At 71.8% G+C, this 22,485-nt stretch carries 23 protein-coding genes and 2 tRNA genes; 13 read left to right on the plus strand and 12 right to left on the minus strand.

All coding sequences use genetic code 11. The features are described 5' to 3' along the window. Window positions 1–241 precede the first annotated feature (241 nt). Window positions 242–484, plus strand: a complete 243-nt coding sequence (locus VGK78_RS03515) for a DUF3263 domain-containing protein (protein ID WP_331525959.1) — start codon at window positions 242–244, stop codon at window positions 482–484. A gap of 63 nt (window positions 485–547) precedes the next feature. On the opposite strand, the gene VGK78_RS03520 is transcribed toward VGK78_RS03515, so the two are convergent. The 7 genes from VGK78_RS03520 to VGK78_RS03550 form a co-directional block, all read right to left on the minus strand. Next, window positions 548–620 (minus strand) — tRNA-Ala (locus tag VGK78_RS03520). A gap of 112 nt (window positions 621–732) precedes the next feature. Continuing rightward, a complete protein-coding gene (locus VGK78_RS03525) occupies window positions 733–1,512 on the minus strand; it encodes a hypothetical protein (protein WP_331525960.1) in 780 nt (259 codons plus the stop codon). Between the two features lie 60 nt (window positions 1,513–1,572). Further along, window positions 1,573–2,181, minus strand: a complete 609-nt coding sequence (locus tag VGK78_RS03530) for a GNAT family protein (protein ID WP_331525962.1) — start codon at window positions 2,179–2,181, stop codon at window positions 1,573–1,575. A 22-nt stretch (window positions 2,182–2,203) separates the two neighbouring features. Beyond that, entirely contained in the window at window positions 2,204–2,683 is a 480-nt protein-coding gene (locus tag VGK78_RS03535; RefSeq protein WP_331525963.1) for a molybdenum cofactor synthesis domain-containing protein, read from the minus strand. Next, window positions 2,680–3,150, minus strand: coding sequence for a cyclic pyranopterin monophosphate synthase MoaC (gene moaC / locus VGK78_RS03540; RefSeq protein WP_331525964.1), 471 nt, complete (start codon window positions 3,148–3,150; stop codon window positions 2,680–2,682). The genes VGK78_RS03535 and moaC overlap by 4 nt, the downstream gene beginning before the upstream one ends. Next, the gene (gene glp, locus VGK78_RS03545; RefSeq protein WP_331525965.1) at window positions 3,151–4,383 is read right to left on the minus strand and encodes a gephyrin-like molybdotransferase Glp; all 1,233 of its coding nucleotides are present in this window, start codon (window positions 4,381–4,383) and stop codon (window positions 3,151–3,153) included. It abuts the gene before it with no gap. Continuing rightward, on the minus strand, window positions 4,376–5,752 hold the full coding sequence (locus VGK78_RS03550; protein WP_331525966.1) for a UTP--glucose-1-phosphate uridylyltransferase: 1,377 nt from the start codon (window positions 5,750–5,752) through the stop codon (window positions 4,376–4,378). The genes glp and VGK78_RS03550 overlap by 8 nt, the downstream gene beginning before the upstream one ends. Before the next feature lie 73 nt (window positions 5,753–5,825). On the opposite strand from VGK78_RS03550, the gene VGK78_RS03555 reads away from it, so the two are divergent. The 4 genes from VGK78_RS03555 (at window position 5,826) to VGK78_RS03570 (ending at window position 8,205) form a co-directional block, all read left to right on the plus strand. Beyond that, window positions 5,826–6,392 carry a 5-formyltetrahydrofolate cyclo-ligase gene (locus tag VGK78_RS03555; protein WP_331525967.1) on the plus strand — a complete coding sequence of 189 codons (567 nt, stop codon included), beginning with the start codon at window positions 5,826–5,828 and terminating at the stop codon, window positions 6,390–6,392. 260 nt (window positions 6,393–6,652) lie between these two features. After that, window positions 6,653–7,042, plus strand: coding sequence for an FmdB family zinc ribbon protein (locus tag VGK78_RS03560; RefSeq protein WP_331525968.1), 390 nt, complete (start codon window positions 6,653–6,655; stop codon window positions 7,040–7,042). A gap of 61 nt (window positions 7,043–7,103) precedes the next feature. Then, window positions 7,104–7,757: an SAF domain-containing protein gene (locus VGK78_RS03565; RefSeq protein ID WP_331525969.1), complete on the plus strand. Its 654-nt coding sequence runs from the start codon at window positions 7,104–7,106 to the stop codon at window positions 7,755–7,757. A gap of 49 nt (window positions 7,758–7,806) precedes the next feature. Continuing rightward, a complete protein-coding gene (locus tag VGK78_RS03570) occupies window positions 7,807–8,205 on the plus strand; it encodes an MscL family protein (protein WP_331525972.1) in 399 nt (132 codons plus the stop codon). 23 nt (window positions 8,206–8,228) lie between these two features. Here VGK78_RS03570 and VGK78_RS03575 read toward each other — a convergent pair whose 3' ends face one another. Both VGK78_RS03575 and VGK78_RS03580 read right to left on the minus strand, forming a co-directional pair. Then, window positions 8,229–8,423 carry a hypothetical protein gene (locus VGK78_RS03575; RefSeq protein WP_331525974.1) on the minus strand — a complete coding sequence of 65 codons (195 nt, stop codon included), beginning with the start codon at window positions 8,421–8,423 and terminating at the stop codon, window positions 8,229–8,231. Continuing rightward, window positions 8,423–9,613 (minus strand): LCP family protein, encoded by a 1,191-nt coding sequence (locus tag VGK78_RS03580; protein ID WP_331525976.1) that lies wholly within the window; start codon window positions 9,611–9,613, stop codon window positions 8,423–8,425. The genes VGK78_RS03575 and VGK78_RS03580 overlap by 1 nt, the downstream gene beginning before the upstream one ends. Before the next feature lie 185 nt (window positions 9,614–9,798). On the opposite strand from VGK78_RS03580, the gene VGK78_RS03585 reads away from it, so the two are divergent. The 3 genes from VGK78_RS03585 to VGK78_RS03595 all read left to right on the plus strand — a co-directional run bounded on the left by VGK78_RS03585 (window position 9,799) and on the right by VGK78_RS03595 (window position 14,159). Then, a complete protein-coding gene (locus tag VGK78_RS03585; protein ID WP_331525977.1) occupies window positions 9,799–11,232 on the plus strand; it encodes a PQQ-binding-like beta-propeller repeat protein in 1,434 nt (477 codons plus the stop codon). Window positions 11,233–11,296: 64 nt separating this feature from the next. Further along, window positions 11,297–11,372, plus strand: a tRNA-Arg gene (locus tag VGK78_RS03590). 387 nt (window positions 11,373–11,759) lie between these two features. Next, on the plus strand, window positions 11,760–14,159 hold the full coding sequence (locus VGK78_RS03595) for a CHAP domain-containing protein (RefSeq protein WP_331525978.1): 2,400 nt from the start codon (window positions 11,760–11,762) through the stop codon (window positions 14,157–14,159). 75 nt (window positions 14,160–14,234) lie between these two features. On the opposite strand, the gene VGK78_RS03600 is transcribed toward VGK78_RS03595, so the two are convergent. Next, a complete protein-coding gene (locus VGK78_RS03600) occupies window positions 14,235–15,440 on the minus strand; it encodes a saccharopine dehydrogenase family protein (RefSeq protein WP_331525979.1) in 1,206 nt (401 codons plus the stop codon). A gap of 56 nt (window positions 15,441–15,496) precedes the next feature. Here VGK78_RS03600 and VGK78_RS03605 point away from each other — a divergent pair, with 56 nt between their 5' ends. The 3 genes from VGK78_RS03605 to VGK78_RS03615 are packed head-to-tail and all read left to right on the plus strand — an operon-like array spanning window position 15,497 to window position 18,707. Beyond that, window positions 15,497–17,563: a beta-propeller domain-containing protein gene (locus tag VGK78_RS03605; RefSeq protein WP_331525980.1), complete on the plus strand. Its 2,067-nt coding sequence runs from the start codon at window positions 15,497–15,499 to the stop codon at window positions 17,561–17,563. Window positions 17,564–17,578: 15 nt separating this feature from the next. Continuing rightward, window positions 17,579–17,848, plus strand: a complete 270-nt coding sequence (locus VGK78_RS03610; protein WP_331525981.1) for a DUF2277 domain-containing protein — start codon at window positions 17,579–17,581, stop codon at window positions 17,846–17,848. 7 nt (window positions 17,849–17,855) lie between these two features. Beyond that, complete coding sequence (locus tag VGK78_RS03615) at window positions 17,856–18,707, plus strand: NAD-dependent protein deacetylase (protein WP_331525982.1); 852 nt, start codon at window positions 17,856–17,858, stop codon at window positions 18,705–18,707. Between the two features lie 85 nt (window positions 18,708–18,792). Here VGK78_RS03615 and VGK78_RS03620 read toward each other — a convergent pair whose 3' ends face one another. After that, window positions 18,793–19,479 (minus strand): metal-dependent transcriptional regulator, encoded by a 687-nt coding sequence (locus tag VGK78_RS03620; protein WP_331525983.1) that lies wholly within the window; start codon window positions 19,477–19,479, stop codon window positions 18,793–18,795. Between the two features lie 98 nt (window positions 19,480–19,577). Here VGK78_RS03620 and VGK78_RS03625 point away from each other — a divergent pair, with 98 nt between their 5' ends. Together VGK78_RS03625 and VGK78_RS03630 are read left to right on the plus strand one after the other, a co-directional pair. Next, on the plus strand, window positions 19,578–20,381 hold the full coding sequence (locus tag VGK78_RS03625; protein ID WP_331525984.1) for a hypothetical protein: 804 nt from the start codon (window positions 19,578–19,580) through the stop codon (window positions 20,379–20,381). Between the two features lie 5 nt (window positions 20,382–20,386). Continuing rightward, complete coding sequence (locus VGK78_RS03630) at window positions 20,387–21,988, plus strand: glycoside hydrolase family 13 protein (RefSeq protein ID WP_331525985.1); 1,602 nt, start codon at window positions 20,387–20,389, stop codon at window positions 21,986–21,988. Between the two features lie 5 nt (window positions 21,989–21,993). On the opposite strand, the gene VGK78_RS03635 is transcribed toward VGK78_RS03630, so the two are convergent. Then, window positions 21,994–22,428, minus strand: coding sequence for a MarR family winged helix-turn-helix transcriptional regulator (locus tag VGK78_RS03635; protein ID WP_331525987.1), 435 nt, complete (start codon window positions 22,426–22,428; stop codon window positions 21,994–21,996). Between the last annotated feature and the right edge of the window lie 57 nt (window positions 22,429–22,485).

The raw sequence follows: 22,485 nt of genomic DNA on the forward strand, positions 1-22,485 counted from the left end.
CCGAATATCGGCTTTGCCCACGCCTACAACTGGACTAGACCAGTTGGGCCGTTCGGGTAGGTGCCCATGGCCCGTTGTGCCCGTCCGGCGGGACCAACGGACGCCGCGGACCCGTCCGTACTGCCCGGACCGCGCTGGGTCCAAGGGCTCGACTTCGCTGGTACATCGGCGTCACCCCGCCAAATCGGGCCCGACACGGGCCACGTCGAGAGCCCGGAGGGCGTGTGGCAGGCTCGACCGCATGCTCGACGAGACGGCCCGTCGCACTCTGGATCTCGAGGCGGGATGGTGGCAGTACGCCGGCACCAAGGACGCCGCGATCCGAGACCGGTTCGCGGAGGAGCCGACCGCGTACTATCGGCGGCTCGCGCGGCTTCTCGACGACGACGAGTGCCTCGACCATGCGCCGGTGCTGGTACGCCGGCTCCGTCGCCAGCGAGCCCGTCGCCTCGACGCGCGCTCCGGACGGCGTCTGGCCGGCTGACCGTCTTGTGCCGTCAACCCGTCGTCCGAGTCGGCCACGGGGACCTGGTGGATCCGGATCGGGTGGAGCTGAGGGGACTCGAACCCCTGACCCCCTCGTTGCGAACGAGATGCGCTACCAGCTGCGCCACAGCCCCGGGTCAGCGTCGCCTGACTCGCCCTGACTCAGCCTGACCGGCCGGCGACGCGAAGCGAAAGGCTAGCACCGGCTGCGGGGCCTTCCCGAATCGGCCAGGCACCGCGGCGCGCTCAGGAGTTGACGGCCTCGTCGCCGGCTTCGTCCTTGCGGGAGACGCGACGACGGACGCGCTCGGCCGCCTCGGCGGCATCGGCCTCGCGGGCGAGTGCGGAGTCGGCCTCGGTGCGGCCCGATGTCCAGACGCCGGTGGAGTCGAGGTCGATGGTGCGGACGGTACGGCGTGCGGCCGGCTTGGAGACGTAGGTCGGGAGCGTCACGGGCACGGGGTCCCAGAGCTTCGGGTCTCGCACGGCCTCGGGTTGCGGCTGCTCGTCCGTGGACGCGTCGGGATCGCCGGCGAGGTCCTCCTCGACCTCCGTCCGCGCGACTGGGCGCCAGGCGCGCTCCTTGCGAACCATGAGCCGGCAGGCGACCAGCCAGGCGACCAGCAGTCCGGCGGGGATCGCGACGTACGTCCAGACGATCCGACCGTCGGCGCAGGCAGCGGTGACCGCGACCAGTGCGAGCAGCAGGAGGGTGAGCACCCGGCGGCGGCGCTTGGTGGCCTTGCGGACGGCGGCCCGGCGCGCGGCGTACTGCTCATCCGGCGAGGGCGACGCCGCGGACGGCTTGGTGCTGACGACCGCGGCGGCGGCTCGGGCCGGCGTGACCACCAGCTGGGCCATCCGCGCGCTGACCGGTTCGCGACGAGCCAGGACCCGCATGCTCTCGGAGAAGCGGTCGATCGAGCGGCCGCGGACGACGTCGTCGTGGTGACGAAGAGCCTTGGGGATCAGATAGGCGGCCCAGGCGACCGCCAGGGCCACGAAGATGAGTCCGCTCAGGTCCACGACCCGACCCTAGATTCGCTCGCACAGACGCCTGTGGATGTGAACAGGTGTGTCGCGAAATCACTCCTGTGACTGTTGGGACGAACCGGAGAGGCGAGCCAGCATCCCCTCGGGGCACTCCTCGACGGTGATCGCGTAGATGCGGTGGTCGCGCCAGGCGCCGTCGATGTGGAGGAACCTCGGCGCGTAGCCGATCTCACGGATGCCGAGCTTCTCGACGACGCGCAGGGAGTTGGTGTTCTCCGGACGGATCGCGACCTCGATCCGGTGCAGCCCGGCGGACCGGAAGCAGTGGTCGATCACCAGCGCGACCGCGGTCGGCATGACACCGCGTCCGGCGACGTCGCGGTCGAGCCAGTAGCCGATCGAGGCGAACTGGGCGGAGCCGCGGACGATGTTGTTGACGGTCACCTGCCCGGCGAACCGTCCGTCGACCTCGACCGCGAACGGCATCCCGAGGCCCTGCCGGGCGTGCCGCTGCATGCGGGCCACCAGGCTGCGAAAGGTCGCCGGACGCTCCGTGCCGCCGGGCGGCACGGTGGCGTCCCACGGCTGCAGCCACGCGGCGTTCCTCCGGCGTACGGCGCGCCAGGCGCGGGCGTCGCGGTAGCGGAGCGGGCGGAGCGTGACGTCGCCGTACTGCAGCGTCACCGGCCAGCCGGTGTTCATGCGGGGTCCTGAGGTGCTGCGGTCAATGGTCACTCCCCACGATCTGCTCCACGGCATGCAGGAGGAGCGGCTCGAGGACGGCGACCGCGTCCTTCACCCCGCCGCGCGAGCCCGGCAGGTTGACGACCAGGCAGTCACCGGCCACGCCGGCCAGGCCGCGCGACAGGGCCGCGGTCGGCACGCCCTTCCCGACGCCGTACGCGCGGATCGCCTCGGCGATCCCCGGCACCTCGCGGTCGAGCAGGGACCGGGTGACCTCGGGGGTGAGATCGGTCGGCGTGAGCCCGGTGCCTCCCGTGGTCAGGACCACCCGCGCGCCGCCCGCGACCTCGGCCGCGATGGCCGCGCCGACCGGCTCGCCGTCGGGGACCACGATCGGCCGGTCGCACGAGAACCCCAGTGACACGAGGAACTCCACGAGCAGCGGGCCGGTGGTGTCGTCGTACACGCCGGTCGCCGCGCGGTTGGACGCGACCACCACCGCGCCCCGAAGGGAGGTCATCTCACGAAGTCGCCGGACTTGCCGCCCGACTTGCGCAGGAGGCGGACGTCGGTGATCGCGGCCCGCTTGTCGACCGCCTTGACCATGTCGATCACGGTCAGACCTGCCACCGCGACCGCGGTCAGTGCCTCCATCTCGACGCCGGTGCGGTCGGTGGTGCGGACCGTGGCGGTCACCTCGACCGAGTCGTCGGCGACCTCGAGGTCGACGGTGACCGAGGAGAGGGCGAGCGGGTGGCAGAGCGGGATCAGGGACGAGGTCTGCTTGGCACCGAGGATCCCGGCGAGCCGGGCGACGGCGAGGGTGTCGCCCTTGGGTACGCCGGCACCGCGGAGCAGTGCGACCACCTCCGGGGAGACCTGGACCCGACCGGCCGCCACCGCCTCGCGGGCGGTGACGTCCTTGCCGGACACGTCGACCATCCGGGCGGCACCGGACTCGTCGATGTGCGTGAGTCCGTCTTCCATTCAGAACTCCTCGTCGAGAGGCTGCACGGTCACTGTCTCACCGGCCTCGACCCAGGTCACGGACTCCGGCACCACGATCAGCGCGTCGGACTCGGCGAGGTCGCCGATCATGTGCGAGCCCTGCGGCCCAACGGGGGTGACGGCCAGCCTGCCGTCGACGACCGAGAGGATGCCGCGGGCGAACATCCGGCGTCCCTCGGGCGCGCGCAGCCCGTGGGTGAGCATCGCGTCCGCCTCCGGCCGGGTGTACGGCGTGCGGCCCATCAGGCGCCGGATCGCGGGGAGCACGAACTGCTCGAAGGAGATGTACGACGACACCGGGTTGCCGGGCAGGGTCACGATCGGGATCGCGTCCTCGCCGACCGTGCCGAAGCCCTGGGGCTTCCCCGGCTGCATGGCGACGCCGCCGAACCAGACCGTCCCGAGCGGGCTGAGCGCCTCCTTCACCACGTCGTAGTCGCCCATCGAGACCCCGCCGCTGGTGACCACGAGGTCGGCGCGCACCAGCTGGTCGTTGAGCGCGTTCAGGAACGTGCGCGGCTCGTCCGGGACGATGCCGACCCGGTAGGCGATCGCTCCCGCCTGGCGGGCGGCCGCGGCGAGCAGGAACGAGTTGCCGTCGTAGATCGAGTCACGCCCGAGGGCCGAGCCCGGCTCGCGCAGCTCGGACCCGGTGGACATCACCACCACCCGCGGACGGGGCCGCGACCGGACCGAGGGTCGCCCGATCGCGGCGAGCAGGCCGATCTGCCGCGGCCCGAGCACCGTCCCGGCCTGGACGATCAGGTCGCCCTCGCTGATGTCCTGGCCCTTCGGTCGCACGTGCTGCCCCCGGTCGGGCGCCTGCGAGATCACGACGTTGGCGACGCCGTGGTCGGTCCACTCGTAGGGGACGACGGAGTCCGCGCCGGCGGGGACCGGAGCACCGGTCATGATCTTGACCGCGGTGCCCGGAGACATCGCGAGCAGCGACGCCTGGCCGGCGCCGATCTCCCCGACGACCGGCAGGTGGACCGGCGTCTCCCGGCTGGCCGTCGCGACGTCGGCGTGCGCCACGGCGTACCCGTCCATGGCCGAGTTGTCGAAGCCCGGCAGGGCGACCCGCGCGTACACGTCCTCGGCCGCCGCCAGGCCGAACGCCTCCATGAGCGGCTGGTCGAAGGCCGGGAGCGGGTCGACGGCGGTCAGGATCCGCTCGAGATGAGCCTCGACGGAGACCAGCGCGTCAGTCATGCTCCAAGACGCTACCGGGAGCGACCCGCTCGGCCGCACCGGTCCGGAGCTTCACGTCGCCGACCACCTTCACGTCGGCGCCGAAGGTCCAGTCGCCGCTGACGGTGAGCGAGGTGGCGCGACGCAGGCTCGGAGCACCTTCGGGGAAGCGGCGCTCGAACTCGGGCACCATCTTGTAGTAGTCGGGGTCGAGGTCGACGAACGGGATGTCGGACGCCGGGTCGAGCACGAAGTCGTTGCCGACGTCGTACACGTCGGAGCGCAGCACGAGCAGGTCGTTGGTTGTCTTCACCGGCACGAAGCGGTCGCGGCCGACCTCGATGGTGCGCGCACCTTCGAAGACCTCGATGGCGGCGCCCATGGCGGTCTCGATCTGGATCACCTCGGGGCTCGAGGGATCGGCCGGGTCGACGTGCTTGACGTTGCGGATCAGCGGCAGGCCGAGGATGCCGTGCCGGGCGTCGAGGGCCTCGGACATCGCTCGGAGGTCGAACCAGAGGTTGTTGGTCGAGCAGAACCGGTGCCGGTCGAGGTCGGCGAGCGCGGCCTGGTCCTCCTTCGAGGTCTGGGCCGTCTCCCGGAGCACGATCCGTCCGTCGGACTTCCGGCGTGCGAAGTGGCCGCCCTTGCGGTCCGAGGGGGTACGGCGTACCGCCTCGATCGCGAACGGCGTCCCGGCCCGGGCGAACCAGCCCGCGATCCTGGCGTCGGGGACCGCGCCGAGGTTGTCGCTGTTGGAGACGAAGACCCGCTCGTAGCCACGGTCGATCAGCGTCTGGAGGAGCCCGGTCCCGCGCAGCGCGGTGTAGAGGTCGCCGTGCCCGGGCGGGCACCACTCGAGGTCGGGCTCACGTCCCCAGCTGACCGGCGTCAGGTCGTCGACGAGCAGCTTGGGCTCGCGGTTCTGCAGGAACTCGAGTGGCAGCCCGTCGACCGGCAGGTCGGCGTACCTCGCGAGCGCGTCCATGGTGTCGGCCGACGTGCGGAAGCTGTTCATGAACATCAACGGCAGCGGCGCGTCATGGTCGCGACGCAGGTGCAGCACCTGGCGTGCGATCACGTCGAGGAACGACATGCCCTTGCGGACGCAGAGCAGACTCTTGGCGCGCTCCATGCCCATCGACGTGCCGAGGCCGCCGTTCAGCTTGATCACCGCCGTCGTGCGGAGCGCCGCGGATGCGGTCTCGTCGTCGACGTCGACGTCGGCCAGCGACTCGCTGTCGATCGGCTCGATCGACGACTCCGGGATCATCCCGGTCTCGCCGTGCTCGAGGAGGCGGTAGTAGTGGGCGAAGGTCTCGATCGCGACGGGGTCGATGCCTGCGTCGGACATCTTGGTGCGGGCGCGGTCGAGTCCGGCACTGCTCATCGTCCGATCGTAGGCTTGCGGGGTGCCACCACCGCAATCCCGACCAGGGGATCCGCCCGCCTCGGCCGTCGCTGTGGCGAAGATCGCTCTGCGCGACCAGATCCGCACCTCGCGCAACCGGCTGTCGGTCGCCGAGCTGGGGTCTCTGGGCCGCGACCTGGCCGAGGTCGTCACCACCCATCCGGTGGTACGCCGGGCGGCCACGCTGACGGCGTACGTCTCGATCGGGACGGAGCCGGCGACCGGCGCGCTGCTGGAATCCCTTGCCGCGATGGGGAAACGCGTCATCCTCCCGATCGTGCTCCCCGGCATGGACCTCGACTGGGGCACCTGGCGAGGACCCACGTCGCTGGCACCCGCGAGGTACGGGCTGCTCGAACCGGTCGACCGGCTCGGGGTCGACGCGATCGCGACCGCCGACGTGGTGCTCGTCCCGGGACAGGCCGTCTCCGGCACCGGGTACCGCCTGGGCCAGGGCGGCGGCTGCTACGACCGGGCGCTCACCCGGGTGCCGGTGGGCACGCCGATCGTGTGCCTGCTGTACGACGAGGAGGTCGGCCGCGACGTACCCGTCGACGACCACGACCGCCCGGTCACCTCGGTCGCCACCCCCACCCGCTGGCTCGACCTCCGCGGCTGATCCCGTTCGGAGAGCGAGCTCGAACCGTCGGTGGTCGAGCCGGAAGTGCGGTGGTCGAGCCGCAGTTCGGTGGTCGACCATCGAAGCCGACTAGGCCGCCGGATCAGCGTGGTCTCGACTGCGCTCGGCCCCCGAAGCCCGCTCGACCTCCGCTGACCGTCGGCGGGTCCGGGGCGTGCCGTAGAATTGGCAGTCGGCGGTGGCGAGTGCCAACCGCCGGACGTCCGACCCGAAGTCCACCTCAGCGAGGATCACCCGCGTTGCCCACCTACCAGTACCGCTGCACGGAGTGCGGCCACGCCTTCGAGCAGTTCCAGAGCTTCACCGACGACGCGCTGACCGTCTGCCCGGAGTGCGGCGGGCGGCTGCGCAAGCTGTTCAACGCTGTGGGCGTGGTGTTCAAGGGGTCCGGCTTCTACCGCAACGACAGCCGGAGCAATGGCACCGCGGGCGGCTCCTCGGACTCGTCGTCCGACTCCTCGGGTTCGTCCGAGTCGTCGGGCTCCTCCGGCTCGGGCTCGGGTGGCTCCACCGGTGGCTCGTCCGGTTCTGAGAAGTCCTCGTCGAGCGCGACCTCGAGCCCGTCGTCGGGCACCCCTTCCTCCTCGGGGCCGTCCACGAGCAAGGCAGGGTCGACCACCGCCGGCTGATCGGGCAGCGGCCTGTGGAGAGGCTCCGCGGGCAGGGCGCCGACGCGCCTAGCGTCGGAGGATGTCCTCCTCGACCGAGCCGTCGCCGAGCGGTGACCGACGGGCTCGCGTGCGCCGCGCCGTGCGCCGCACGGTCCTCGCCCGGCGCCGTCCGCTGGCGGCCGGCTGTGCCGCGGTCGCGGTGCTGGCGGGCGTGCACGCCGTACGGCCGCCGGCCCCTCGAGCGGTCGCGGTGACGGTGGCCGCCCACGACCTCCCGTCCGGCACGGTGCTCCGAGCCGAGGACCTGGTCGTGAGGAAGCTTCCCGCCGACTCCGCTCCCGTCGGCTCGCAGGCTGATGCGATCGGGCGGACGCTCGCCGCGCCAGTCCGCCGCGGTGAGCCGGTCACCGACGTCCGGCTGGTCGCGCCGTCCCTGATCGACGGCTACCCGGGCCGGGTGGCGCTGCCGGTGCGCATCGCGGACGCCGACGCGGTCGCGCTGCTCCGCGCGGGCGACCACGTCGACCTCGTCGTGGCCGACCCGCGCCGCGGCAGCGCGTCGTACGTCGCAGTGGACGTGCCGGTGCTGGCCCTACCCGCCCCGTCGGACCACGACGCCGGCACGCCGGGCCTCACCGGACGCCTGGTGGTGGTGGCGGCACTGCCCTCGGACGTCGACCGCATCGCCGGGGCCGCGGCGACCGATCTCCTCAGCATCGTGATTTCTCGCTAGCGTGACCGACGGCCGACCGTCCGGGGCGGCCCTGGAAGGAGAGAGAGTCATGACCGGGTTCAGGAACTTCATCCTCCGCGGCAACCTCGTCGAGCTGGCGGTCGCCTTCATCATGGCCACCGCGTTCGCCGCCGTGGTCACGGCGTTCGTCGCGATCATCCTCGACCTGATCGGCAAGGCGGGCGGCACCGCCGACTTCAGCAACTACACGCCGGGAGGCGTTCACGTCGGAGCCTTCATCACCGCCATCATCGCGTTCCTGGTGATCGCCGCAGTCGTCTACTTCCTGGTCGTCCAGCCGTACACGGTCGCCAAGGAGCGCTGGTTCCCCAGCCCCGAGCCCGGTACGCCGGAGGACGTCCAGCTGCTCACCGAGATCCGTGACCTGCTCGCCCGGCAGAGCGGCACGACCTCGACCGGCACCTCGACCACCCCTCCGACCGTCTGACTCCGGTCAGCCCCGTGCCGCGGTCAGCCGTGGTGCGGGGGCACCTGGCTGCGCAGCCACCGGTCCTGGGCCGCATCGTCGGCGGCCGCCTCGGGGTCGCGCTCGTCGCGGGTGGTCTCGGGCAGGACGTCGCCGAACACCGCTGCGAGGCGCTTCCTGCGCTGCCACTCGGGCTCCTGGCCGGGGCGCGGCGTGGCGGGGACGTGCTCGTCGCTCATCAGGCGCACAGACCATTGGCGAGGTTGTTGGCGGCCTGGGCCTGCTCCTGCTTGCCGTTCTTCGGGTGCTTGGTCACGCCCGGGATGTGCTTGGCGTTCAACGAGCCGTTGAGCATCGCCTTGGTGAGCACCTGGTCGTTCTTGATGGCACTCCACAGCGAACGGGCCGCGGGCGCCCAGACGACGCGGTTCGGGTCGCTGGGGTCCGGCTCCCAGGGCGTGGTCACGAATTGGATGTGGTCCAGGCCGATGTGGCGGAACTGCCAAGCCAGCCCGACCAGCTTGGAGATGTTCCCGATGTCGGGGTCGAGCGTCAGCGACTTGGTGGCCGCGTCGATGAACTTCGCGAGGTGGATCGGGTTGGCCAGGGTGTTCGCACTGATGGCCTGATGAGCCATCGAGGCGATGAACGCCTGCTGCCTCTTCATCCGTCCGATGTCGGACCCGTTGCCCAGTGAGTGGCGCTCGCGGACGTAGTTGAGCGCCTGCTCACCGGTGAACTTGTGGGTGCCGGCGGGCAGGGTGATGTGCCCGATCGGGTCGTTCACGGCATGCGGGATGCAGACCTCGACCCCGCCGATCGCGTCGACCATCGACCTGAACCCGTTGAAGTCGACCACGACGTAATGGTCCACCCGGACACCGGTCAGCTGCTCGAACTGCCGCACCGTGCAGCCCGGGCCGCCGATGTTGAAGGCCTCGTTCCACATCACGCCCGTCGCCTCGGGCGAGATCACCTTGCCGTTGTCGTTGAGGCACGTGGGCCGGTTGACGATGGAGTCGCGCGGGATGCTGACGCCGTACGCGTGCTGCCTGTCTCCCGACAGGTGCAGCAGGATCGTGGTGTCGGACCGCTTGCCGATGCCGGTCAGGTTGTCGATGTGGTCGCCGGGCGCGTCGCGGTTGTCCGAGCCCATGATCATGATGTTGATCGGGCCGTGAGGGCCCTTCGGTGCCGTCGGAGTCGGACGGTCGGTGCCGAGCTCGGTGGAGATGTCCTTGACGTTGAGGTTGCCGTTGTAGTGGCGGTAGAGGAAGACCACGGTCAGCCCGGTGATCAGCGAGATCACGACCATGGTCGCGCCCACGGCCTTGGCCACCGTGTGGTGGGCCTTGGCCCTGCCCTTCCGCTTCCCACCGACGGTGGCGTCGCCGGGGTTCCCGGGGCCGTCGGAGGGCGGGGCAGACATCAGCGAGGTACCTCGGGTCACGAAGATCGGGCCGCCGGCCGGGCACGACCGGGGCTATCCCAACATACGGGGCGTGACAAAAGTGTGACCAGGACGCGGCGCGATCACAACTCGCCGCCCTACCGGCCCGTAACCTGCGCGCACGGACAGGTGACGCGAGTGACGGGGGAAGCCAGACTGAGGTCATGCGTCGCCTGGTGTCGGTGGTCGTGCCCCTGACCTGCGTCCTGGCCGCCGCCTGCTCCTCCGCCTCGCCCGCGCAGTCACGACCCGACGCCGAGACCTCCCGCAGCGCCGCCTCGAGCCCCGCTTCGAGCCCCACCTCCCGCGAGACGACCCGCCCGACCTCTCCGGGGCAGCGCACCGGGAGCGCGTTCACCCCCTGGTCGACCTACCACCGGACCACGTCCCGCTCGGGCCACACCGACCATGCCGTGGGCACCCCGCTGGTGCATGCGTGGACGAAGGGTCTGGGCCACGCGGTGTACGGCGAGCCGCTCCTCGTCGGCAGCACCCTGATCGTCGCCACCGAGGGCAACCGGGTCTACGGGCTTAACGCCCGCACGGGACACGTCCGCTGGAAGAAGAGCCTCGGTACGCCGCAACCGCTGGGCGGACTGCCGTGCGGCAACATCGACCCGCTCGGCATCACCAGCACCCCGGCGTACGACGCCGGCACCGGGTCGGTGTTCGCCGTCGCGGAGACCGTCGGCGGGCACCACACGCTGTGGGCACTCGACGCGGCGACCGGTGCGAAGCGCTGGCACCGCTCGCTCGACCTACTGCCCGATCGCAACCGCAGGGCCGAGCAGCAGCGGGCGGCCCTGTTGGTCGCGCACGGCCGGGTGCTCGTCTCCTTCGGCGGCCTCGCCGGCGACTGCGACGACTACGTGGGCTACGTGACTTCGACGTCCGTGAAGGGCGGTGGCCGCACCTTCCACTACGCCGTACCCACGGCCCGCGAGGGCGGGATCTGGGCAACGCCGGGGCCGGGGCTGGGGCGCAACGGCCACGTGTACGTCGCTGCCGGGAACGGTGCGGAGGTGAACGGGCGTTGGGACAAGAGCGACTCGGTGACCGAGCTCAGCGGCAAGCGACTGATCCGGCGATCGGTGTTCGCCCCGGCGACGTGGAAGGACGACAACGCCAACGATCTCGACCTGGGCTCGATGGCCCCGATGTCGGTTCCCTCGGTGAGGCGGATCGTGATCGCGGGCAAGCGCGGTGTCGTCTATCTGCTGCGCGAACACTTCGGAGGTGTCGGTTCCGCGGTGGCCGGCCGCACCGGCTGCCGCGCGTTCGGCGGCGGCGCCCGTGTGGGACGGACGGTGCTGATGCCGTGTCTGGGCGAGAACCAGATCCGGGCACTCCGCGTCGGCCGTTCCGAGCTGCACTGGACCTGGTCGGCGGACAACGTATTCGGCGCCCCGGTCATCGCCGGCCCCCGCGTGTACGTCGCCGACCGCTACTCCGGTGACCTGGTCGTGCTCCGGCTGTCCACGGGCCACGCGATCCAGCGCATCCACGCCGGAGACCTCCCCAACTTCCCCTCCCAGATCGTCGACGGCGGGTTCGTCTTCGTGCCGACGCTGACCGGGATCACTGCGTTCCACGACTGAGGCGGCCGAGCCTGAACGCGCCGACTCGGTGCGTTCCCCCGTCGCCTGTCAAGATGGTGCGTCCGCCCCAGTAGCTCAGTGGATAGAGCAGCCGCCTCCTAAGCGAAAGGTCGCCAGTTCGACTCTGGCCTGGGGCACCAAGGCAGGCGAGCAGAGCAGCCGACTCCCCCAGGGCGACAGGCCCGCCAGTTCGACTCCGGCCTGGGGCACCACGGCAGGCCGAGCAGACACCGGTCACCGCCCCAGGCACAGTCACCGGATTTCGAGACGCGTGACACTCCCGTCGCTGCGCGCCGGTCTGCGTCCACCCTCCTCAACCTTCGAGCCGTGCTCGTGGTCTTCGCAAGCTCAGGCCACGGGCTCTGCGAATCGCCGTACGGCGGCGGCGTCCATGGTCGAGAATCGACACACGATTCCGCGCCGGAAACTACACATTTGTAGTTATCCGAAGCCTCTCCCGCCACGCCTTTCCCACAGTTAACGTCTGCCACATGCGCCTCAGACGTCGCTCGGATCGGCGTGCCTCCTTGACACGCCGGGCGGGTTTCGTCCTGCTCCTGGGACTGCTCACCGCGGTCGCCCCGATGCTGCACCCCGAGCCGGTGAGCGCGGCGTCGGGCGTCGACGACTATCCGACGCGGCTGAAAAACGCGCCGCAGGACTCGCTGGTCGATCCGTGGCAGTTCTACAACCGGGAGTGCACGTCGTTCGTGGCCTGGCGGCTGAACTCGGAGAACCAGGTCGCGTTCAACGACTACTGGCAGGGCCAGCACTGGGGCGACGCGTCCAACTGGCGCAAGGCCGCGGTCGCGCTCGACATCCCCGTCGACAACAACCCGACGCGTGGCGCGGTCGCCTGGTGGGCGGCCGGGTCCGCCGGCTCCTCCCGCGGCCACGTCGCATGGGTGCAGAAGGTGGGCGACGGCGCGATCACGATCGAGGAGTACAACTACCTCCGCCGCGGCGGGTACGACACCCGCACGATCTCCAGCTCCAGCTCGCTGTGGCCGAGCGGCTTCCTCCACATCCGCGACACCCAGATCCGCAACACCGTGGCACCGAAGGTGACCGGTACGGCGCAGGTCGGCCAGAAGCTCATCACCAGCAACGGGTCCTGGACCACGAAGAACCTGACCTTCAGCTATCAGTGGTACGCCGACGGCAAGCGGATCGACGGAGCGACCACGAGACGGCTCAGGGTCGGTGCCGACCAGCTCGGCGACCAGCTCCAGGCCAGGGTGACCGCCTCGAAACCCGGTGCGCACTCGGGCCGGGCCAAGTCCGCCGCCACCGACGACGTCATCAAGGGTGAGTTCGTGAACACCACCGTGCCGACGGTGGACGGCAAGGCCCAGGTCGGCATCCCCCTCGCCGCCGACCGCGGCACGTGGAGCCCGCGTGGCACCTTCAACTACCAGTGGTATGCCGGCCGCGACAAGATCGACGGCGCCACCGCCGCCAGCTTCACCCCGACCGCCGACCAGCTCGGCGACGGCCTGAAGGTGCGGGTCGCGCTCAGCGCCCCCGGCTACCGGACCCTGCGGGTGAGGTCCGACCCGACGGACGACGTGGTGCCCGGCCAGTTCGTGGCGAGCAGCCCGCCCAGTGTCTCGGGCGTCGCCCAGGTCGACCGGCCACTGACGGCGAGCGCCGGCACCTGGAACCCGCCCGGCTCGGTCAGCTACCAGTGGCTCGCGAACGGGACACCGATCTCCGGTGCCACCGGGACGGCGTACACGCCGACCCCGGGCGACCTGCGCAAGAACATCGCGGTCCGCGTCACCCTCAAGCAGCGTGGATACGGCGACGCGGTGGCCACGTCCGTCGCCACGGACGGCGTTGCGCCGGGCACGTTCCTCAACAGCGTCGCGCCCTCGATCTCCGGCACGGCCCAGGTCGGCGAGGAGCTGACGGCCGACAAGGGCACGTGGTCGCCGCGGCCCGCGGTCGGCTACCAGTGGCTCGTCGACGGCGAGCCGGTGCCGGGCGCCACCCGGAGCACCTTCACCCCGCGCCCCGAGGACCTCGGCAAGCCGGTCACCCTCAAGGTCCTGGCCTCGCGGCCGGGCTACCTGACGGCGGTGGTCACGACGCCTGCGACAGCGGACGTCCTGCCGGGCGTGATCCACAACCACCAGGCGCCGGTCGTCAGTGGCCGGGCCGTCGTCGGGCGGACGCTCCGCACCACGAACGGCACCTGGTCGATCACCCCGGACGGGTTCCGCTACCAGTGGTACGCCGGCAGCACGGCGATCGAGGGCGCCACAAGTCCGACGTACCACCCCACCGCGGCAGAAGCCGGCAAGCGCATCCACGTCGTGGTCACCGCCAGAAGCGCGGGCTACACACCGGCGTCGTCCGAGTCGGTGACCACGGACCGCGTCGTCTTCGGCCGGGTCGCGTTCGACAGGCCGACGATCCACGGCCGCGCGGTGGTGGGGAGCACCCTCACCGCCCGCCTCGCGAACGTCGCGCCGTCGGCGGCGACACCACGGTTCCAGTGGTACCGCGACAGCACGCGGGTCCGAGGCGCGCGCGAGGCGACGTACGTCGTCCAGACCTCCGACCTCGGACACCACCTCCATGTCTCGGTGACCATGAGCGCGGACAACTGGCTGTCGCGCGCGCGGCGGTCGGTGGCGGTCGGCGACGTCAAGACGACTCCACGCCTGCACGTGCGCACCTCGCTGCGCGGCGGCCGGGTCTTCCTCCGCCTGCTCGTGGAGTCGCCCGGGATCACTGAACCGAACGGCGTGGCCCGGGTGAGGCTCGGCGACCACCGGGTCGGGCTGTTCGACGTGACCGACGGACGGGGCAGCCGGCGGCTCGCGCCGATGCGGCGCGGGACGCACACCCTGACCGTGATCTACCGCGGCGGGCCGCTGGAGACGGTGGGCATCAGGACGGTGACCGTCACCATCCCGTAGGCGGCTTGCGCGCGAGCGCGCTGCTCCGTTTGCTGCGGTCGTCCCCTCCGGCGTCGCCGGATCGGACGGTCCTCCCTACAGGTTCTCGAACTTCAGGCCGGCGGCGCGGAGTCGCTCGGTGAGCGCGTCGCCCATCGCCTGGGCCGTCGTCACCTGTCCCGAGGTCGGCGGGTTGTCGTCGAAGGCGAGGCACAGCGCCGACTCGGCGAGCATCTTGGCCGTCTCGGTGTAGCCCGGGTCGCCGCCCGACACGCGGGTGCGGACGGTCTGGCCACCGCCCTCGCCGACGAAGTCGACGGTGAACCACGAGCGCGCCCGGCGCGTGGCGTCCGGGCCCTCGCCCTGCCTGATCCGGTCGAGGAGCGCCCGGCGGACCGGAGGCACGTGGGCGGCGACTCCCAGCGCCGCCACGGTCGACGCCCCGCCGACGGCGTACCGCAACGTCCGCGTACCGGCGTAGTGGGAGTAGCGGAACTCGGGGCCGTACGCCGGGAGGGCGGCGCCGCTGCGGGCCACGATCATCGGGTCGATGGTCGGCAGCGGGAGCAGCCAGCGGTGGAGCACCGGGTCGCGGTGCGGCTTCCCGGCGACGGGGCGGGAGCTGCGCCCCTCGGGTCGCGGCTCGACCTGGCGCCGCGCGGCGTACGCGGCCCGGCTCTGACGCACCCGCGCGAAGCCGTTCATCGCGGAGTGGAAGGTGCCGCCCGAGATCATCCCGCTCGCCCTGACCACGCCCCGCAGCGTGATCGGGACGTCGTCGGGCAGCTGCTGGACGGTGAAGTAGGCACCGAGGTCGTGGGGGATCGAGTCGAAGCCGCAGGCGTGCACCAGCCTGGCGCCGGTCTGCTGTGCCGTCGCGTGATGGGCGACGTAGGTGCGGTCGACGAACTCGGACTCGCCGGTCAGGTCGACGTAGTCCGTGCCTGCCTCGGCGCAGGCGGCGACCAGAGGTTCGCCGAAGTGCAGGTAGGGGCCGACGGTCGTGATCACGACGCGCGCCCGGTTGGCGATCTCCTTGAGCGACACGTCGTCGGTCACGTCGGCGGCCAGGAGGGGCAGCTCGCTCAGATCCGGGCCGAGATCGCCGCCAAGGGTGGTGAGGTGCTCACGGAGACCCTCGAGCTTGTCCCGGTTGCGGCCGGCGAGGCCCCAGCGCAGACCGGCTGGAGCGTTCCGGGCGAGGTACTCCGCAGTGAGGCGCCCGGTGAAACCGGTGGCCCCGAACAGGACGAGGTCGAGCTCGCGGTCCGACGAGGATGGGGACGATGACGCGTCGGTCATGCGCTCCATCGTCTCAGCAGAGGGAACCCCCGGGCCAGACCGGCCGTCCGATGAGCATGACCGGACCGATGATCCTGCGCAGGGTCGTGGCGTCGGTGACCGTGCTGGTGGCGCTGGCCACCGCCTTCGCCGCTGGCCTCCTGGTCGCGGACGGCCGCGGCGACCAGCCGTCGTACCGGCTCACCGGGGCGGGCCTCGACAGCGGGCTGACGTGCGACCGGGTGCGCCAGTGGTACGTCGACCACGGCGTCGAGCGGGTGACCGCCTGGGGGTGGCAGGGGCCGATGTATCGCGGACCGCTGGTGCCCCAGGTCGCGGCTCCGGGCACCGCCGCCGATGCGTCCGGCTCCACGTCGGACCCGCAGGCGGGGCTCGACACCACGACCGGCAGCAGCACCGGGACGAACGTGCAGGAGGCCGGGGTCGACGAGCCGGACATCGCGAAGGTGTCCGGCGACCTGCTGGTGCGGATCCATCGCGGCGTGCTCGAGACGGACGACGTGAGCGGGCCGGCACCGAGGTGGCTCGGCGTCACGCCGCTGGACCGGCTCGGTGATCCCATGCTGTTGCTGTCGGGTGACCACGCGGTCGTGATCGGTACCTGGCTGGAGGACCCGACGGCGGGAGCGCCGATGATCCCGCCACCGCCGCGGACGTGGGTGCGCACCTTCGACCTCGCGGATCCGAGCCACCCGACCCTCGTGGACTCGCGGTTGTACGACGGGTCCCTGGTCACCGCCCGGCAGGTCGGATCCACCGTCCGGCTGGTGCTCGAGGGTGGGCTGCCGACGCTGGACTTCGAGACGCCGTCGGGCTGGGTCAGCGAGACGGCGGCACTCGCCCACAACCGGGAGGTCGTGCGCGAATCCACGGTCGAGGACTGGCTGCCCGGGGTCACGTCGTACGCCGAGGGCGCCGGTCGGCGGAGTCCGCTCGTCGACTGCAGCCAGGTCGCGGTGCCGGAGACCTTCAACGGCCTCGGCACCCTGACCGTGGTGGGGTTCGACGCGACCGCACCGGCACACACCGACGCGACCGCCGTGGCGACCTCCTCGGACACGGCCTACATGTCGCCGACCCATCTGTACGTCGCGGCCTCGCCGTGGTCCGCGTACGCGCCACCCGGGCCGCTGCCGATGATGCCGGTCGACGGGAGCCGTCCGACCCGGATCTACGGCTTCAACCTCACCGGAACGTCCGCGCGCTACGTCGGGATGGGATCGGTCGACGGCACCGTCACCGGCAGCTGGTCGATGGACGAGCACGACGGTGTCCTCCGGGTGGCCGTCCGGGCCGGCTCGCCGGACGCGGCCACCTCGATCCGGCTGCTGCGGTCCGCATCGGGGCGGCTGGTCGAGGTCGGCCACCTGGACGGGCTGGGAGCCGGTCAGCAGCTGATGTCGGTGCGGTGGTTCGACGACCTGGCCGTGCTGGTGACGTACCGGCAGACCGACCCGTTCTACGTCGTCGACCTCACCGACCCGACTTCCCCGAGGGTGCTGGGGGCACTCCACCTCCCGGGCTGGTCGTCGTACCTGCACCCGGTCGCGCCGCACCTCCTGCTCGGGCTCGGGCAGACCTCAGCGACCGACGTGTTCGCGCCCCCTGCTCCCGAGCAGACCCTGCCGACGCCGCTGCCTCCGCCTACGGTGCCGGCTCCCCCGAAGCCGGCGCCCGGACTTCCGAACAGCGGCACGGCGACCGCGGAGCCCGTCGACCCCCCGATCGCGGGACCCGAGATCGCGGTCCCGCTGCAACGCGGGAAGGCGACGCTCTTCGACATCTCCGACCACGCGCACCCCCGCGACGTCGACACCGTCTCCTATCCCGGGGGCAGCGTCCCGATGGCTGCCACCCAGCCGCACCAGGTCACCTGGCTGCCAGACCGGCGCGTGCTGCTCACGGTGGTGTCCGGGTACGGCGTGTGGGGCGGCACGGCGCCTCACCCAGCGACGCCGGTGCCCCCGGCGTGGGTGTCAGTGCTGACCGTGCGCGACGGGTCGCTGGGAAGCCGGCTGGTGCCGGTCGCCGACCCCGACGTGAACGAGATCCGGACCCTGCCACTCGGCGACGGGAGGGTGGTGCTGGTCGCGGGCGACTCGGTGCGGTTCCTGGGCGTGTGATCGTAGGCTCGAGCCATGTGCCGCAACATCCGCCCGCTGAACAACTTCCAGCCCCCCGCGACCTCGCAGGAGGTCCACGACGCCGCGCTCCAGTTCGTCCGGAAGGTCAGCGGCACCACCCGCCCGTCGACGGCCAACCAGGAGGCGTTCGACCGGGCGGTGCACGAGATCGCCCACGTCACCCAGCACCTGCTCGACGACCTGGTGACCACGGCGCCGCCCAAGAACCGCGAGGTCGAGGCCGAGAAGCGTCGCTCCCGGGCGCGGGCACGGTACGCGAGCTAGCCTGATCATGACCGTCGAGGCACCCAGCGAGCTGCGCGCGATCGCCGTACCGGCGATCCTCCGGCACGCCCGCCTCGTCGTGCTCACCGGTGCCGGACTGTCGACCGACTCGGGAATCCCCGACTACCGGGGTCCCGGCTCGCCGGCGCGGCAGCCGATGACCTACCAGGAGTTCGTGAGCGGGCCTGCGGCCCGGCAGCGGTACTGGGCGCGCAGTCACCTCGGCTGGGGCCGGATGCGGGGCGCCTCGCCGAACGCCGGGCACCACGCGCTGGCCGCTCTTGATCCGCACCTGCTGATCACCCAGAACGTCGACGGCCTGCACGAGGCCGCAGGCTCCCGGCGCGTGGTCGCGCTGCACGGTCGCATCGCCGACGTGACCTGCCTGTCCTGCCGACGGACCTCCTCGCGGGCGGCACTCGACACGCGGATGGTCTCGGCGAACCCGGGGTACGCCGCGCGCCACGCGCACGCCGAGTCCCGACCGGACGGCGACGTCGAACTTGACGACACCACCGACTTCGCGGTGCCGTCCTGCGAGTCGTGCGGCGGCGTGCTGAAGCCCGACGTGGTGTTCTTCGGCGAGAACGTGCCGGCCGCCCGGGTCCAGCGCTGCTACGACGCCGTCGACGGTCTGGGCTCCGACGACGCGCTGCTGGTGGTCGGCTCGTCGCTGACGGTGATGAGCGGCTTCCGGTTCGTCCGCCGGGCGGTGCGGGCCGGCGTACCCGTGGTGATCGTCAACCGTGGCGCGACCCGCGGGGACGACCTGGCGAGCGTGAAGCTCGACGCCGGGTGCTCGGAGTTCCTCACCGCCCTGGCGCGGGTGCGAGGGGCGGGCGGCGAAATCCCCGCCTGAGCGGGGAACTCTGCACATAGTGGGGGAAATCTGCCCAGACAAGTGTCGAGTTCCCCGCCTGAGCGGGGAATTCGCGCCGCCCGACTCACACCCGGCTGACGAAGATGTGCCCGGCGGCCTCGAGGTCGAGCTCGGCGGTCTCGCCACCGGAGCCGACCAGCACCCCGGCGTCGGTCGCGGTGACCGCGACCACCTTGTCGGGGAGGGCGCCGATCCGGCGCAGCGTGCCCATCAGCGGCTCGTCCTTCTGCAGCTCCTCGGAGATGCGGCGTACCCGTACGCTCGCCTGCTCCTCCCCCGCCAGATCGGCCAGCAGCTCGGTGCCGTCCAGGAAGAGGGCGTCGGAGCCGCTCTCACCCAGCTCGCCGAGACCCGGGATCGGGTTGCCGTACGGCGACTCCGTGGGGTGGCCGAGCAGGTCGACCAGCCGGCGCTCGACCGTCTCGGACATCACGTGCTCCCACCGGCAGGCCTCGGCGTGGACCAGCTCCCAGTCGAGACCGATCACGTCGGTGAGGAGCCGCTCGGCAAGCCGGTGCTTGCGCATCACCCGCGTCGCCAACCGGTGTCCTTCCTGGGTCAGCTCCAGGTGGCGGTCCCCCTCGACCGTGACCAGGCCGTCGCGCTCCATCCGCGCGACCGTCTGCGACACGGTGGGTCCCGACTGGTGCAGCCGCTCGGCGATCCTGGCACGCAACGGCACGATGCCCTCCTCGACCAGCTCGTAGATGGTCCGGAGGTACATCTCCGTGGTGTCGATCAGGTCGCTCACCGGGTCTTCACCGCGTCCTCACCGACCCATTGTGACCCATGTCCCTGCCTGAGCCGAGGGCCTGGCAGAGTGAGGGACTCCGCACCACGAGGAGCCCGATGAGTCAGTCCGACCTGCCTCGCCTGGTCGTGCCGAGCCGCTTCTGCGGCCCGCCGTCCTCCGGGAACGGCGGCTACAGCGCCGGCGCGGTCGCGGCGTACGTCCACGACGGCTCTCCCGCCGACCACTCCCGCCCCTGGCCGACGATCACCGTCTCGTTGCTGGCTCCGCCGCCACTCGAGGTGCCGATGACGGTCGCGCCGTCTGATGACGGCGGCGTCGTCGCGACGTACGACGGTCGCCCCGTGCTGTCCGCCCGCCGCACCGACGACGAGGTGCCGGACGTCGCACCGGTGGCGTACGACGAGGCCCGCGCCGCGGAGGCGTCGTACGCCGGACTCGCCGGCCACCCCTTCCCCACCTGCTTCTCCTGCGGCACCGGCCGCGAACCGGGCGACGGCCTTCGCATCTTCCCGGGCCGCGTCCCGGACTCGTCCGACGTGGACGACGCGCCGCGTCCCCGCGTCGCCGCCACCTGGACGCCGGACGCCACGGTCGCCGAGGACTGGCATGCCTACGTCGACGCGCAGCGCCGCGCGAGCCTCCCGGTCACCTGGGCCGCCCTCGACTGCATCGGCGGGTGGGCCGGCGACCTCGAGGAACGGCTGATCGTGCTGGCCCGGATGACCACTCGTCTCGACTCGCTTCCCGTCGTCGGTGGGGAGCACGTGCTGGTCGGCATGGGCCGCGGCCGGGACGGCCGCAAGACCTGGACGTCGTCCACGATGTACGACGCCGAGGGTCGCGTCGTCGCCGGCGCCGAGCACCTCTGGGTCTCGGTCGACCCCGCGGCCTTCGCCTGACCGACATGGTGGACTCGACCACGATCTCGGGGCCCTGGTGGCGCGACGCCGTCTTCTACCAGGTCTACGTCCGCAGCTTCGCCGACGCCGACGGCGACGGCCTGGGCGACCTCCCCGGGGTCACCTCACGGCTGAGCTACCTGCGCGACCTCGGCGTCGACGCCGTGTGGCTCACGCCGTTCTACCCCTCGCCGCAGCGCGACGCCGGGTACGACGTGAGCGACTACCGCGGTGTCGACCCGCGCTTCGGCCGGCTCAGCGACGTCGACGACCTGCTCGGCCGCGCCCACGACCTGGGCCTGCAGGTCGTGGTCGACCTGGTGCCCAACCTCACGTCGTCCGACCACCCCTGGTTCCAGGAAGCCCTGGCAGCGGAGCCGGGCAGCCCCGAGCGGGCGCGCTACCTGTTCCGCCGCGGCCGGGGCCGCGGTGGCGACCGTCCCCCGAACAACTGGGAGTCGGTCTTCGGCGGCCCGGCCTGGACCCGGGTGCCCGACGGTGAGTGGTACCTCCACCTCTTCGACTCGTCCCAGCCAGACCTCGACTGGCGCAACCCCGAGGTTCCGGCGTTGTTCGAGGAGGTGCTGCGGTTCTGGCTCGACCGCGGGGTCGACGGCTTCCGGGTCGACGTGGCGCACGGCCTGTTCAAGGTGAAGAGCCTGCGCGACCAGCGCCGTGGCACCCACGGTGGCGGCAGCGACCTCCCCCGGGACCGCGAGGACCGCGCGATGGTCGAGCGCACGGTCCTCGACGAGCCGATGTGGGACCAGCCCGAGGTGCACGAGGTCTACCGCTCCTGGCGCCGGCTGCTCGAGGAGTACGACGGGGACCGGATGGCCGTCGCCGAGGCCTGGACCCGGACCCCGGAGTCGATGGCGCGCTACGTCCGGCGCGACGAGCTGCACCAGGCGTTCAACTTCGCCTGGCTGCTGGCACCGTGGTCGGCCGCAGCCTTCGCCGACGTCGTGCGCGGGACGCTCACCGCCGTCGCACCGGTCGACGCGGCACCCACCTGGGTGCTGTCCAACCATGACGTCGCCCGCCACCCGACCAGGTACGGCGGCGGCGCGCGGGGGCTGGCCCGGGCCAGGGCAGCCACGCTGACGATGCTGGGGCTGCCGGGATCGGCGTACCTCTACCAAGGAGAGGAGCTCGGGCTCCAGGAGGTCGACGTACCTCCCGAGAGCCGGGCCGATCCCTCCTGGTTCCGCACCGGGAAGCCGGGGCGCGACGGCGCCCGCGTGCCGATCCCCTGGCGGGGATCGCGTACGCCGTACGGCTTCGGGCCCGCCAGGACCACACCATGGCTCCCGATGCCCGACGACTGGGCTCCCCTGACCGTCGCCGCCCAGAGGAAGGACCCGCGCTCGACCTGGTCCTTCTACCGCTCGGCGCTGCGGGCGCGGCGTACCTTCGCCGGCGCCGGTGACGACGTCGAGATCGTCGAGGGCCGTTCGACCGTGCTGCACCTGCGTCGGGGAGAGCTCACCATCCTCTGCAACTGCGGCTCCCGCCCGGCGCGGATGCCCGCCGGCGAGGTCGTGATCGCGAGCGGCCCCCTGCACGAGGGTCTGCTCCCGCCCGACACCGCGGTCTGGCTGGCCTGACGCTGTCAGTCGAGGGCTTGGTTGTAGCGGGCGAGCGAGGAGACGAGGCTGCTCAGGTCGCTCTCCGACCACTCGGCCAGCTGACCTTCCAGCCACCGTCGGCGGTCGCGGTCGACGGCCTGCATCCGGCGTACGGCGTCCTCGCTGGCCGAGATCAGGATCGCGCGCCCGTCGTCCGGGTCGCGCTCGCGCTCGAGCAGGCCGAGGTCGCACAGGTGCTGCACCTGACGGCTGATCGCGCCCTTGTCGACGTTCATCCGCTCCGACATCACCGACGACCGCTGATGGCCCTCGGCGGCCAGGTAGGTGAGCATCAGGTACGACGCGGGGTGCAGGTCGGGATGCACGGCGCGGGCCCGCTCGCCGATCACCCGCTTGACCCGGCGGATCAGCACGCCGATCTCCTGCTCGAGACGGCCCAGCTCGTCAGCTCGCGACATTTCGACGCAATCTAGTACCCGGCCGGTCGGAGTTCACAAGACAAGGTTGCCACAGGC

Source organism: Nocardioides sp., from assembly GCF_036503465.1.
GTDB lineage: Bacteria > Actinomycetota > Actinomycetes > Propionibacteriales > Nocardioidaceae > Nocardioides.

Bases quoted from the DNA above. Each gene is read 5' to 3' on its own strand.
- VGK78_RS03515 (WP_331525959.1), top strand. From the start codon at position 242: ATGCTCGACGAGACGGCCCGTCGCACTCTGGATCTCGAGGCGGGATGG.
- VGK78_RS03530 (WP_331525962.1), bottom strand. From the start codon at position 2,181: ATGAACACCGGCTGGCCGGTGACGCTGCAGTACGGCGACGTCACGCTC.
- VGK78_RS03535 (WP_331525963.1), bottom strand. From the start codon at position 2,683: ATGACCTCCCTTCGGGGCGCGGTGGTGGTCGCGTCCAACCGCGCGGCG.
- moaC (WP_331525964.1), bottom strand. From the start codon at position 3,150: ATGGAAGACGGACTCACGCACATCGACGAGTCCGGTGCCGCCCGGATG.
- glp (WP_331525965.1), bottom strand. From the start codon at position 4,383: ATGACTGACGCGCTGGTCTCCGTCGAGGCTCATCTCGAGCGGATCCTG.
- VGK78_RS03550 (WP_331525966.1), bottom strand. From the start codon at position 5,752: ATGAGCAGTGCCGGACTCGACCGCGCCCGCACCAAGATGTCCGACGCA.
- VGK78_RS03565 (WP_331525969.1), top strand. From the start codon at position 7,104: ATGTCCTCCTCGACCGAGCCGTCGCCGAGCGGTGACCGACGGGCTCGC.
- VGK78_RS03570 (WP_331525972.1), top strand. From the start codon at position 7,807: ATGACCGGGTTCAGGAACTTCATCCTCCGCGGCAACCTCGTCGAGCTG.
- VGK78_RS03575 (WP_331525974.1), bottom strand. From the start codon at position 8,423: ATGAGCGACGAGCACGTCCCCGCCACGCCGCGCCCCGGCCAGGAGCCC.
- VGK78_RS03580 (WP_331525976.1), bottom strand. From the start codon at position 9,613: ATGTCTGCCCCGCCCTCCGACGGCCCCGGGAACCCCGGCGACGCCACC.
- VGK78_RS03585 (WP_331525977.1), top strand. From the start codon at position 9,799: ATGCGTCGCCTGGTGTCGGTGGTCGTGCCCCTGACCTGCGTCCTGGCC.
- VGK78_RS03600 (WP_331525979.1), bottom strand. From the start codon at position 15,440: ATGACCGACGCGTCATCGTCCCCATCCTCGTCGGACCGCGAGCTCGAC.
- VGK78_RS03605 (WP_331525980.1), top strand. From the start codon at position 15,497: ATGACCGGACCGATGATCCTGCGCAGGGTCGTGGCGTCGGTGACCGTG.
- VGK78_RS03610 (WP_331525981.1), top strand. From the start codon at position 17,579: ATGTGCCGCAACATCCGCCCGCTGAACAACTTCCAGCCCCCCGCGACC.
- VGK78_RS03615 (WP_331525982.1), top strand. From the start codon at position 17,856: ATGACCGTCGAGGCACCCAGCGAGCTGCGCGCGATCGCCGTACCGGCG.
- VGK78_RS03625 (WP_331525984.1), top strand. From the start codon at position 19,578: ATGAGTCAGTCCGACCTGCCTCGCCTGGTCGTGCCGAGCCGCTTCTGC.
- VGK78_RS03630 (WP_331525985.1), top strand. From the start codon at position 20,387: ATGGTGGACTCGACCACGATCTCGGGGCCCTGGTGGCGCGACGCCGTC.
- VGK78_RS03635 (WP_331525987.1), bottom strand. From the start codon at position 22,428: ATGTCGCGAGCTGACGAGCTGGGCCGTCTCGAGCAGGAGATCGGCGTG.